The sequence below is a fragment of the Pseudomonas sp. TE50-2 genome (genome assembly GCF_040813665.1).
Classification (GTDB): Bacteria; Pseudomonadota; Gammaproteobacteria; order Pseudomonadales; family Pseudomonadaceae; genus Aquipseudomonas; species Aquipseudomonas soli.
The window spans coordinates 1,855,171-1,867,743 of the sequence record NZ_JBFNXN010000001.1; the positions used below are offsets into that span (position 1 = coordinate 1,855,171).

Below are 12,573 nucleotides of genomic sequence, written 5' to 3' on the forward strand. Positions count from 1 at the left end.
TCATCCCACGCACAGGTTCAGCGTTGCCCAGGTTGCGCCTGCCACCAGCTGCAGAATTGATCCAGCGCCGCCCACACATCGGTGCCGGGCCGGTAGTCCAGATATTGGCGCGCGCGGCTGATATCGAGGGTGAAATCCGTGCTCATCACCTGCACCGCGGTGCGGCTCAGGGTCGGCTGCGGGCGCCCGGGCCAGAGCAGGCAGGCGCCTTCATTGAGGGCCGCCAGGCTGTAGGCCAGGCCGGGTGAGCGATAGCGGGTGACCTGGGGCAGTTGCATGCGGCGCATCACGTAGTTGACCACATCCCACAGCGGCAGTGGCTGGCCGTTGCTGATGTTGTAGGCCTGGCCCAAGGCCTGGTCCTCGACGAACAGCGCGCTGAGCAGGGCCTCGTTGAGGTTGTGCACACTGGTGAAATCGACCTTGTTCAGGCCATTGCCGATGATCGCCACACGCCCCTTGGCCTGCATGCGCATCAGCCGTGGGAAGATGCTCGCGTCGCCGGCACCGGTGACGAAGCGCGGGCGCAGCGCCAGCACCTCCAGGCCGAATTCCTGGGCGCCGAACACCTTCTGCTCGGCCAGGTGTTTGGTCAGCGCGTAATGGTCGTGGAAGCGGCGTGGGACCTGGTCTTCGCGGATGTCCAGGCGCGAGCGACCGGTGAAGTAGATCGACGGCGACGACAGGTGTACCAGGCGCCGCACATGCTCCTTGATACAGCCTTCGACCACGTTCTCGGTGAGCACCACGTTGCCTTGGTGGAAGTCCTGATAGCGGCCCCAGGTGCCCACGGCGCCGGCACAGTGCACCACCGCGTCCATGCCCTGACACAGGCGCCGGGCCAGTTCAGCGTCGCCCAGGTCGCCGGGGATGAACTGCGCCCCACGCTTGACCAGATGCTCCACACCCTCTGCCCGCCGGCCATTGACCCGCACATCCAGGCCCTGCTCCAGGGCGAAACGCGCAAAGCGCCCGCCGATGAAGCCGCTCGCGCCGGTGACCAGAATTCGCATGTAAGACTCCGCCTTGCTCTATTTCGGATGCAGCTGACGCTTGAAGTGCCTACAAGGGCACCAGCCAGTCCTGCGCCGAATGGCGCAGGTGGTCGGTCAACTGGGCGAGCAACTGCCCGCCGTTGCGCCAATGATGCCAGTACAACGGCACGTCGATGGGTGTATCGGCACAGATTTCCACCAGCTCGCCACGTGCCAGCTGCTTGGCCACCTGCCGCTCCGGCACCAGCCCCCAGCCGAGGCCGGCCTCGGTCATGCGCATGAAACCTTCGGACGAGGGGCACAGGTGATGCAGGAAACCCTCCTGTACCCCTAACGACGCCAGGTAGCGATGCTGCAGGAAATCGTCCGGCCCGAACACGATTGCCGGGGCACGGGCCAGGCGCTCGACCGCGAACCCCTTGGCAAAGTAACGCGCCATGAACATGGGGCTGGCCAGCGCCCGATAGCGCATCGAGCCCAACGGCAGGCTGCGCGCTCCGGCCACCGGCCGTTCACTGCCACACAGGCAGGCCGCGACTTCACCGGCGCGCATGCGTTTCAGGCCGACGTCCTGGTCCTCGACCACCAGATCGAGCAGCACCTGCTGCTCGGCACAGAACGGCCCCACCGCACCGGCCCACCAGGTTGCCAGGCTGTCGGCGTTGAGGGCGATGCGCAGGCGCTCGGGCATGCCGTCCTCGTCCAGTGCCGGCACCTGGCGTTGCAGGTCGCGCTCGAGCAGGCGCACCTGCTGCACATGGTTGAGCAACTGGCGCCCGACTTCCGTCGGGCTCGGTGGCGTGGCGCGCACCAGCACCGGCTGGCCAACCCGTGCCTCGAGCAGCTTTATGCGTTGCGAGATGGCCGATTGCGACAACCCCAGCACCTGGGCCGCGCGCTCGAAACCACCTTGCTCGATCACCGCGGCGAGGGCAGCGAGCAGTTTGTAATCGAACATCGATTTCTCTAATGACTGATCAGCTCTATTTGTTTTTCTTATAGCGCCACAGCCGCCACAATAGCCACATCTTTCTTGGCAACCCGCGCCGATCTCGCATCGGCGCCAGTGGAGTGTTCCCGCTATGTGGCAAAGCTATCTCAACGGCATGCTGGTGGCCTTCGGCCTGATCATGGCCATCGGCGCGCAGAACGCCTTCGTCCTGGCGCAAAGTCTGCGCCGTGAACACCACCTGCCAGTGGCGGCACTGTGCATCGTCTGCGATGCGCTGCTGGTCGCCGCCGGGGTGTTCGGCCTGGCCACGGTGCTGGCGCACAACCCGACACTGCTGGCCGTGGCCCGCTGGGGCGGCGCGCTGTTCCTGATCTGGTACGGCGCCAAGGCCCTGCGCAGCGCCTGCTCGAAACAGAGCCTGCAGCATCAGGAAGGCCAGGGCATGCGTTCGCGCCGCGCGGTTTTGCTCAGCGCCCTGGCGGTGACCCTGCTCAATCCGCACGTCTACCTCGATACCGTGTTGCTGATCGGCTCCCTCGGCGCCCAGCAGACCGTGCCCGGCGCCTACGTGGCCGGCGCCGCCAGTGCCTCGCTGGTATGGTTCTCGACCTTGGCGATCGGCGCCGCCTGGCTGGCCCCATGGCTGGCACGTCCGGCGACCTGGCGCATGCTGGACCTGATGGTGGCGGTGATGATGTTCGCGGTGGCGGCGCAGTTGATCTTCAACTGACGCCGCGAAAAAACCGGGTATCCCACACTGACCGCGACAATTACGCAGCCCACCTGTCGGCCCCAGCCAACCGCTCTGGAACCTCTATTCCCTATAGATGTTGCGTGGTTAAGCGCCAAGGCCGGTGCTATGATCCAGCCCTTGCGTCGCAAAGAGTACAAACTCGCCGACGCTCACCGGGCCGCCCGTGATCGGCCTTGCGCATACCGCGAACAGACCTGAATCAGGAGATCCACCATGGCTTTTGAATTGCCGCCGCTGCCATACGCCCACGATGCCCTGCAGCCGCACATCTCCAAGGAAACCCTGGAGTATCACCACGACAAGCACCACAACACCTATGTCGTGAACCTGAACAACCTGGTCCCAGGCACCGAATTCGAAGGCAAGACCCTGGAAGAGATCGTCAAGAGCTCTTCGGGCGGCATCTTCAACAACGCCGCTCAGATCTGGAACCACTCCTTCTACTGGGAATGCCTGTCGCCAAACGGCGGCGGCCAGCCGACCGGTGCCCTGGCTGACGCCATCACCGCTGCTTTCGGCTCCTTCGACAAGTTCAAGGAAGAGTTCACCAAGACTTCGGTCGGCACCTTCGGTTCCGGCTGGGGCTGGCTGGTGAAGAAGGCTGACGGTTCCCTGGCCCTGGCCAGCACCATCGGCGCCGGCTGCCCGCTGACCAGCGGCGACACCCCGCTGCTGACCTGCGACGTCTGGGAACACGCCTACTACATCGACTACCGCAACCTGCGTCCGAAGTACGTCGAGGCGTTCTGGAACCTGGTCAACTGGAAGTTCGTTGCCGAGCAGTTCGAAGGCAAGGTCTTCACGGCCTGATTGTTCGCCAAGCCTGCAAAAAGACCCGGCCTCGTGCCGGGTTTTTTGTTGCCTGGCATGACGCTAGCGCCAAGCAAGCTCGCTGCCACCAGGGCCAACCTGACAGAATTGCCTGCAACCCATCCGCGCGCTCTTGCTCAGCCCGCATAGCGCGCTAACATCAACCTTCTGGAAAGTTGACGCAGCGCACTCAAGTCGCATGACCGCTCAACCGATATAGAGCCAAGGGCAGATCCGTCGACGGACGTGTTGCCTGCCGGGGCATTCGGTCGATAGTCTGTCGCCATGGTTGATGGCAAAATAATGGCATGCGCATGGATTAAGGAAACCCCATTGAAGCTGGAATTCCGAAACAGCTTATCGGTCAAGTTGCTGCGGGTCGTACTGCTCTCGGCATTGGCTGTCGGCGTCGTACTCAGCTGTGCGCAGATCGTCTATGACGCCTACAAGACCCGCCAGTCGGTGAACAACGACGCCCAGCGCATCCTCGACATGTTCCGCGACCCCTCGACGCAGGCGGTGTACAGCCTCGACCGGGAAATGGGCATGCAGGTGATGGAAGGCCTGTTCCAGGACGGCTCGGTGCGCATGGCCTCCATCGGCCACCCCAACGAAACCATGCTCGCGGAAAAATCCCGGCCACTGCAGGACATGTCCATGCGCTGGCTGACCGACCTGATCCTCGGCCAGGAGCGCACCTACACCACGCAACTGGTTGGCCGCGGCCCCTACAGTGAATACTACGGCGACCTGAGCATCACCCTCGACACCTCCGCCTATGGCGAGGGTTTCCTGGTCAACGCGGTGATCATCTTCATCTCCGGCGTGCTGCGCGCCCTGGCCATGGGCCTGGTGCTGTACCTGGTGTACCACTGGCTGCTGACCAAGCCGCTGTCGAAGATCATCGAGCACCTGACGCAAATCAACCCCGACCGCCCCAGCCAGCACCAGATCCCCCTGCTCAAGGGGCACGAGCGCAACGAACTGGGCATCTGGGTCAACACCGCCAACCAGTTGCTGGCCTCGATCGAGCGCAACACCCACCTGCGCCACGAGGCCGAGAACAGCCTGCAACGCATGGCCCAGTACGACTTCCTCACCGGCCTGCCCAATCGCCAGCAACTGCAGCAGCAACTGGACAAGATCCTCGTCGACGGTGGCCGCCTGCAACGCCGCGTCGCCGTGCTGTGCGTGGGCCTGGACGACTTCAAGGGCATCAACGAGCAGTTCAGCTACCAGGTCGGCGACCAGCTGCTGCTGGCCCTGGCCGACCGCCTGCGCGCCCACAGCGGCCGCCTCGGCGCCCTGGCCCGCTTGGGCGGCGACCAGTTCGCCCTGGTCCAGGCCAATATCGAACAGCCCTACGAAGCCGCCGAGTTGGCCCAGAGCATCCTCGACGACCTCGAGGCGCCCTTCGACCTCGACCACCAGCAGATCCGCCTGCGCGCCACCATCGGCATCACCCTGTTCCCCGAGGACGGCGACAGCACCGAGAAGCTGCTGCAAAAGGCCGAGCAGACCATGACCCTGGCCAAGGCCCGCTCGCGCAACCGCTACCAGTTCTACATCGCCAGCGTCGACAGCGAGATGCGCCGCCGCCGCGAACTGGAAAAGGACCTGCGCGAAGCCCTGCCGCGCAACCAGCTGTACCTGGTGTACCAGCCGCAGATCAGCTACCGCGACCACCGCGTGGTCGGCGTCGAAGCCTTGCTGCGCTGGCAGCACCCGGAGCTGGGCATGGTCCCGCCCGACCAGTTCATCCCCCTAGCCGAGCAGAACGGCAGCATCATCAGCATCGGCGAGTGGGTGCTTGACCAGGCCTGCCGGCAATTGCGCGAATGGCACGACCAGGGCTTCAGCGAGCTGCGCATGGCGGTCAACCTGTCCACCGTGCAACTGCACCACAACGAGCTGCCACGGGTGGTCAACAACCTGCTGCAGGCCTACCGCCTGCCACCGCGCAGCCTGGAGCTGGAAGTCACCGAGACCGGCCTGATGGAAGACATCAGCACCGCCGCCCAGCACTTGCTGAGCCTGCGCCGCTCAGGGGCCTTGATCGCCATCGACGACTTCGGCACCGGTTACTCCTCGCTCAGCTACCTGAAGTCGCTGCCGCTGGACAAGATCAAGATCGACAAGAGCTTCGTCCAGGACCTGCTCGACGACGATGACGACGCCACCATCGTTCGCGCCATCATCCAGCTGGGCAAGAGCCTGGGCATGCAGGTGATCGCCGAAGGCGTGGAAACCGCCGAACAGGAGACCTACATCATCGCCCAGGGCTGCCATGAGGGTCAGGGCTACCACTACAGCAAACCGTTGTCCGCGCGCGAACTGACCAACTTCCTCAAGCAGGCGCAACGCAACCAGGTTTCCGCGCTGTAACCCCACGCCAACCTGGCCAAGCAGCGCAAACGGGCGTTTGCATGAAATGCGCGCCCGCCCCTTTACAGCAAATGCAAATCTTTCGCATGATGTTGCGGTTTCGCGTGCCACGGCGCACGGTCCACCCATGGTCCAACCACACGACGCAGGAAACCAACAATGATTCGAATGCCTCTGGCCTCCGCCAGTCTGCTGGCCATCGCCATCGCCCTCGCCGGTTGCGGCGAAGGCAAGGACGACAAGGCCGCCGCACCGCAAGCCCAGGCACCTGCCGCTGCCACCACCACCGCGGCACCAGGGGCTGTCGATGAAGCCGCCGCCAAGGCCGTGGTCAAGCACTACGCCGAGATGGTCCATGCCGTGTACAGCGACTCGCTGAGCACCGCCAAGCAGTTGCAGACCGCCGTCGACGCCTTCCTCGCCAAGCCCGACGACCAGACGCTCAAAGCCGCCCGGGACGCCTGGGTCGCCTCGCGCGTACCGTACCTGCAGAGCGAAGTCTTCCGCTTCGGCAACACCATCATCGACGACTGGGAAGGCCAGGTGAACGCCTGGCCCCTGGACGAAGGCCTGATCGACTACGTCGACAAGAGCTACGAGCACGCCCTGGGCAACCCGGCGGCCAACGCCAACATCATCGCCAACACCGAGATCCAGGTGGGCGAAGACAAGATCGACGTCAAGGACATCACCCCCGAGAAGCTGGCCAGCCTGAACGAGCTGGGCGGTTCCGAAGCCAACGTCGCCACCGGCTACCACGCCATCGAATTCCTGCTCTGGGGCCAGGACCTCAACGGCACCGGCCCAGGCGCGGGCAACCGCCCGGCCTCCGACTACCTCGAAGGCAAAGGTGCCACCGGCGGGCACAACGACCGTCGCCGTGCCTACCTGAAGGCGGCCACCGACCTGCTGGTCAAGGACCTCGAGGAAATGGTCGGCAACTGGGCGCCGAACGTCGCCGACAACTACCGCGCCAGCCTGGAAAAAGAGCCGGCCAACGATGGCCTGCGCAAGATGCTGTTCGGCATGGGCAGCCTGTCGCTGGGAGAACTGGCGGGCGAGCGCATGAAGGTCTCGCTGGAGGCCAACTCGCCGGAAGACGAACACGACTGCTTCAGCGACAACACCCACTACTCGCACTTCTACGACGCCAAGGGCATCCGCAACGTCTACCTGGGCGAGTACACCCGTGTCGACGGCAGCAAGCTGAGCGGCCCGAGCCTGTCGTCGCTGGTGGCCAAGGCCGACCCAGCCACCGACGCCACCCTCAAGGCCGACCTGGAAGCCACCGAAGCCAAGATCCAGGTGATCGTCGACCACGCCCTCAAGGGCGAGCACTACGACCAGCTGATCGCCGCCGACAACGCCGCCGGCAACCAGATCGTGCGTGACGCCATCGCCTCCCTGGTCAAGCAGACCGGCGCGATCGAGCAGGCCGCGGGCAAGCTGGGCATCGACAACCTGAACCCGGACACCGCCGATCACGAATTCTGATCAGCGTTGCGGTTCAGCAGAGGCGGCCTTCGGGCCGCCTTTTTCATTTCCGTGTCATGCGCCTCCGGGAGCGAAATGGACGGGTGCGGACATTTCCAGGTAAAGCCAATTTCATCTGGCAATTGCAAATTGCTCTTATTCAATCACCCCCGGCCTGATAAGCTTGCACGCCGGTTTTTCGCCCATGCCCAGGATTGTCGATGTCCTTGCTCCGCCTAAGCCCCCTGCTGCTGGCCTTCACCCTCGCCGCCTGTGACGACGCCCCGCGTTTCACCCAGGCCGAGCCCGGCGAGGCGCTCTCCGGCGGCAAGGCGACGGTGCAGCGCAGCGATCGCAACGCCTACTCGCTGCCCTCGGCCAATCTCACGCCCGAACGACGCCTGGACTTCGCCGTGGGCAACAGCTTCTTCCGCAACCCCTGGGTGATCGCCCCTTCCACCACCACTGCGCGCGATGGCCTCGGCCCGTTGTTCAACACCAACGCCTGCCAGAACTGCCACGTGCGCGACGGTCGCGGCCATCCACCGGAGCCAGACGACAGCAACGCGGTGTCGATGCTGGTGCGCCTGTCGATCCCCGACCAGCCGTACTACGCCCAGGTGATCGAGCGCCTGGGCGTGGTCCCCGAACCGGTCTACGGCACCCAGCTGCAGGACATGGCCATCCCCGGCGTGGCCCCGGAAGGCAAGGTCCGCGTGACCTACGACAGCCACAGCGTCGCCTTCGCGGACGGCCACCAGGTCGAGCTGCGCCGCCCGACCCTGCAGATCAGCCAGCTCGGCTACGGTCCGCTGCACCCGGACACCCGCTTTTCCGCCCGGGTCGCCCCGCCGATGATTGGCCTGGGCCTGCTCGAGGCCATCCCCGAAGCCGACCTGCTGGCCAACGAGGACCCGGACGACCACAATCGCGACGGCATCCGTGGCCGCGCCAACCGAGTGTGGGACGATGCCCAGGGCAAGACCGTGGTCGGCCGCTTCGGCTGGAAGGCAGGGCAGCCCAACGTCAACCAGCAGAACGTGCACGCCTTCGCCGGCGACATGGGCCTGACCACCACCCTGTTGCCCAAGGACGACTGCACCGCAGCGCAGGTCGATTGCCTGGCCGCGCCCAATGGCGATGGCCAGGGCGGCGAAAAGGAGGTCAGTGACAATATCCTGCGCCTGGTCACCTTCTACACCCGCAACCTTGCCGTGCCGGCACGGCGCAACGTCGATGCGCCGCAGGTACTGGCCGGCAAGAACCTGTTCTACCAAGCCGGTTGCCAGGGCTGCCACACCCCGCAATTCACCACCGCCGCCAATGCGGCCGAGCCGGAACTGGCCAACCAGGTGATCCGCCCCTACAGCGACCTGTTGCTGCACGACATGGGCCCGGGCTTGAGTGACGAGCGCACCGAATTTGCCGCCAACGGCCAGGACTGGCGCACCCCACCGCTGTGGGGTATCGGCCTGAGCGAAACCGTCAGCGGCCACACCCAGTTCCTGCATGACGGCCGCGCCCGCAACCTGCTCGAGGCCGTGCTCTGGCACGGCGGCGAAGCCCAGGCGGCGCGCGACCATGTACTGACCTTCAATGCCGAGCAGCGCGCCGCGCTGCTGGCGTTCCTGAACTCACTTTAAACGCACAAGGAGCCGGGCATGTTCCGACCCAAACTGTTGTTCACCAGCCTCGCCGCACTCGCCTTGGGCGCCTGCTCGCCGCAGGACCCACAGGCAGTGACCTCCGCGGCCATCGCCAAGCAAGTGATCCTGCCGACCTACAGCCGCTGGGTCGAGGCTGACCGGCAACTGGCCGCCAGCGCCCTGGCCTACTGTGAGGGCAAGCAGGACCTCGAGACCGCCCGCGCCGACTTCCTCAACGCGCAAAAAGCCTGGGCCGAATTGCAGCCATTGCTGGTCGGCCCGCTGGCCGAAGGCAACCGTGCCTGGCAGGTGCAGTTCTGGCCAGACAAGAAGAACCTGGTCGGCCGCCAGGTCGAGCAACTGGTCAACGGCGAGCAGGCAGTCACCGTCGAATCGCTGGGCAAGGCCAGCGTCGTGGTCCGTGGCCTGTCCGCCTACGAATACATCCTGTTCGACAGCAAGCCAGACATCGCCAGCGCCGAACAGAAAGCCCGCTACTGCCCGCTGCTGGTCGCCATCGGCGAACACCAGAAGGCCTTGGCCGAAGAGATCCTCAAAGGCTGGAACAGCACCGACGGCATGCTGTCGCAGATGACCAAGTTCCCCAACCAGCGCTACGCTGACTCCCACGAGGCGATCGCCGACGTGCTGCGTGCCCAGGTCACCGCCCTGGACAGCCTGAAGAAAAAGCTCGGCGCGCCGATGGGCCGGCAGAGCAAGGGCATTGCCCAACCGCTGCAAGCCGAGGCCTGGCGCAGCCACTCCTCGATCAAGAGCCTGGAAGCCTCGCTCAAGGCCGCCCAGACCGTCTGGGTCGGGGTCGACAACCAAGGCCTGCGCGGACTGCTGGGCAAGGACCAGGCGGCACTGGCACAGAAGATAGACGACGCCTATGCTGCTGCGCTCAAGCTGCTGGCCGACAACCAGAAGACCCTCGGCGAACTGCTGGCCGATGACGCTGGCAAACAGACCCTCAACCAGATCTACGATGCCCTCAACGTCGTCCACCGCCTGCACGAAGGCGAGCTGGCCAAGGCGCTGAACATCCAGCTGGGCTTCAACGCCAACGACGGTGACTGATCATGCTGCGACGCCAGGCCCTGAAACTCGGTAGCGTTCTGCTCAGCGCCCTCACCCTGGGTGGCTGGAGCCTGTTCCGCGGCAAAGGCAGCGAACCCTTGCTGCTTTCGGCCCGCGACGACGGCGACGGCAAGCACTACGCCGTCGGCTTTCGCCTGGACGGCACCCAGGTGTTCAGCACCCAGGTGGCCCAGCGTTGCCATGCGATCATCAACCACCCGACGCTGCCGATCGCGCTGTTCGTCGCCCGCCGGCCCGGCACCGAGAGCTATCTGGTCGACCTGCGTGACGGGCGCCTGCTGCAGATCCTCGCCTCACAGCCCAGCCGGCACTTCTATGGCCACGCGGTGATCCACAAGGGTGGCGAGTGGCTGTATGCGACCGAGAACGACACCAGCGACCCGGGCCGTGGCGTATTGGGCGTCTACCGCTTCGAGGGCGAGCGCCTGGTGCACAGCGGCGAACTCTCCACCCACGGCATCGGGCCCCATGAAGTGGCCTGGCTGCCCGACGGCGAGACCCTGGTGGTGGCCAACGGCGGCATCCGCACCGAGGCCGAGAGCCGGGTGGAGATGAACCTCGACGCCATGGAACCGAGCCTGGTGCTGATGCAGCGTGACGGCACGCTGCTGAGCAAGGAGACCCTGGCCCAGCAGATGAACAGCGTGCGTCACCTGGCAGTTGGCGAAGATGGCACCATCGCCGCCTGCCAGCAGTTCATGGGGGGCTCGGAAGAAACCGCCGAACTGCTGGCGATCAAGCGCCCGGGCGAGCCGTTCCAGGCCTTCCCGGTGCCGGAGCGTCAGCTGCAATCGATGGCCCAGTACACCGCCAGCGTCGCCATTCACAGCGACCTGCGCCTGGTGGCGCTGACCGCGCCGCGGGCCAACCGCCTGTTCATCTGGGACCTGGACAGCGGCGCAGTCAAACTTGATGCGCCGATGCCCGATTGCGCCGGGGTCGGAGCGGTGAAGGATGGTTTCGTCGTCACCTCCGGGCAAGGCCGCTGCCGCTTCTATGATTGCCGCCAGGCGCAGTTGATCGGGCAACCCATGGACCTGCCGTCCGGGCTCTGGGACAACCACCTGCATCTGGTCTGATTTTTCTGCCAGGACCTACCGGCCTCATCGCGGGACAAGCCCGCTCCCACAGCTGATACGCAATACCTGTGAGAGCGGGCTTATCTTGCGATAGCGCCGACACAAGCCAACTCCCCCTCCCCTTTTCCAGAAAACCGACAATACTTGCCCCATCGCACGTGGGCCGGATCGCCCGTGGTCGTGCCCGACGAACAACAAAATCCACCTCCAGGGAACCGGACCATGTTGCGCCGCCGCATGCTGATCATGTTGGCCGTCGTCCTGCTGATCGTGTTGATCCTGGGGGGCATCAAGGCCTTTTCCATCTACCGGCAAGTGCAGATGTTCTCGCAGCCCAGGCCCCCGGTCAGCGTTGCCGCGGCCCAGGCCGAGCTACGCCAGTGGCAGGAGCGCCTGCCGGCGGTCGGTAGCCTCAAGGCCTACCAGGGCGTTGAGTTGAGCCTGGAAGTGGCCGGCACGGTGAAGTCACTGCATTTCGAGTCCGGGCAGCAGGTCAAGGCTGGTCAGTTGCTGCTGCAGCTGGACAGCGACCAGGAAACCGCCCTGCTCGGTACCGCCCAGGCTGACCTGGGACTGGCCAAGGTCGACTTCGGCCGTGGCAGCCAACTGGTCGGCGACTCGGCGATCTCCCGTGGCGAGTACGACCGCCTGACCAGCCAGTACCGGCGCAACCAGGCCGTGGTCGACCAGCTCAAGGCATCGCTGGCGAAAAAAAGCATCAGCGCTCCGTTCAGCGGCACCATCGGCATCCGCCAGGTGGACGTCGGCGCCTACCTGCCCAGCGGCACGGTAATCGCCACCCTGCAGGATCTGTCCAGCCTCTACGTCGATTTCAATGTGCCCGAGCAGGCCCTACCGCACCTGAGCCTCGGCCAGCGGGTGCTGGCCCAGGTGGCCGCCTACCCTGACCAGACCTTCCCCGCCAGCCTCAGCGCGATCAACCCCAAGGTCGAGGAAAGCACGCGTAACCTGCTGGTCCGCGCCACCCTGGCCAACCCCGAGGGCAAGCTGCTGCCGGGCATGTTCGCCAGCCTGCAACTGCTGCTGCCCGACCCGCAACCGCAGGTCGTGGTGCCGGAAAATGCCATCACCTACACCCTCTACGGCAACTCGGTGTATCGCGTCAGCCCGAAAAAGGGCGAGGACGGCCAGCCGCTGCGCGATGCCAACGATCAGCCGCAACTGATCGCCGAACAACTCACCGTGCAGACCGGCGAGCGCCGCGAGGGTTGGGTCGTGGTGCTCAAGGGCCTGCAGGCCGGCGACCAGGTCGTCACCGCCGGTCAGCTCAAGCTGAGCCCGGGCGCGGCGATCCGCATCAGCGCCGATTCGGCCCTGAAGCCCGCCGCGTCTGGCGCGCAGTGAACGGGAGGCGGCC

At 65.3% G+C, this 12,573-nt stretch carries 10 protein-coding genes; 8 read left to right on the plus strand and 2 right to left on the minus strand.

From position 1 onward, the window contains the following. Positions 1-17 precede the first annotated feature (17 nt). On the minus strand, positions 18-1,013 hold the full coding sequence (locus tag AAHK21_RS08455) for an NAD-dependent epimerase/dehydratase family protein (protein ID WP_367856996.1): 996 nt from the start codon (positions 1,011-1,013) through the stop codon (positions 18-20). 49 nt (positions 1,014-1,062) lie between these two features. Continuing rightward, complete coding sequence (locus AAHK21_RS08460) at positions 1,063-1,953, minus strand: LysR family transcriptional regulator ArgP (RefSeq protein WP_367856997.1); 891 nt, start codon at positions 1,951-1,953, stop codon at positions 1,063-1,065. Positions 1,954-2,077: 124 nt separating this feature from the next. Here AAHK21_RS08460 and AAHK21_RS08465 point away from each other — a divergent pair, with 124 nt between their 5' ends. The 8 genes from AAHK21_RS08465 (at position 2,078) to AAHK21_RS08500 (ending at position 12,560) form a co-directional block, all read left to right on the plus strand. Next, entirely contained in the window at positions 2,078-2,677 is a 600-nt protein-coding gene (locus AAHK21_RS08465) for a LysE/ArgO family amino acid transporter (protein WP_038705505.1), read from the plus strand. Between the two features lie 237 nt (positions 2,678-2,914). After that, on the plus strand, positions 2,915-3,511 hold the full coding sequence (locus tag AAHK21_RS08470; RefSeq protein ID WP_046856954.1) for a superoxide dismutase: 597 nt from the start codon (positions 2,915-2,917) through the stop codon (positions 3,509-3,511). A gap of 333 nt (positions 3,512-3,844) precedes the next feature. Further along, complete coding sequence (locus AAHK21_RS08475) at positions 3,845-5,896, plus strand: bifunctional diguanylate cyclase/phosphodiesterase (protein WP_046856955.1); 2,052 nt, start codon at positions 3,845-3,847, stop codon at positions 5,894-5,896. Between the two features lie 159 nt (positions 5,897-6,055). Continuing rightward, positions 6,056-7,390 carry an imelysin family protein gene (locus AAHK21_RS08480; RefSeq protein WP_046856956.1) on the plus strand — a complete coding sequence of 445 codons (1,335 nt, stop codon included), beginning with the start codon at positions 6,056-6,058 and terminating at the stop codon, positions 7,388-7,390. A 194-nt stretch (positions 7,391-7,584) separates the two neighbouring features. Then, positions 7,585-9,012, plus strand: coding sequence for a di-heme oxidoredictase family protein (locus AAHK21_RS08485; RefSeq protein ID WP_367856998.1), 1,428 nt, complete (start codon positions 7,585-7,587; stop codon positions 9,010-9,012). A gap of 18 nt (positions 9,013-9,030) precedes the next feature. Next, positions 9,031-10,095, plus strand: a complete 1,065-nt coding sequence (locus AAHK21_RS08490; protein WP_198755793.1) for an imelysin family protein — start codon at positions 9,031-9,033, stop codon at positions 10,093-10,095. A gap of 2 nt (positions 10,096-10,097) precedes the next feature. Beyond that, positions 10,098-11,195 carry a DUF1513 domain-containing protein gene (locus tag AAHK21_RS08495; RefSeq protein WP_367856999.1) on the plus strand — a complete coding sequence of 366 codons (1,098 nt, stop codon included), beginning with the start codon at positions 10,098-10,100 and terminating at the stop codon, positions 11,193-11,195. 222 nt (positions 11,196-11,417) lie between these two features. Further along, positions 11,418-12,560 carry an efflux RND transporter periplasmic adaptor subunit gene (locus tag AAHK21_RS08500; RefSeq protein ID WP_367857000.1) on the plus strand — a complete coding sequence of 381 codons (1,143 nt, stop codon included), beginning with the start codon at positions 11,418-11,420 and terminating at the stop codon, positions 12,558-12,560. Positions 12,561-12,573: the final 13 nt, after the last annotated feature.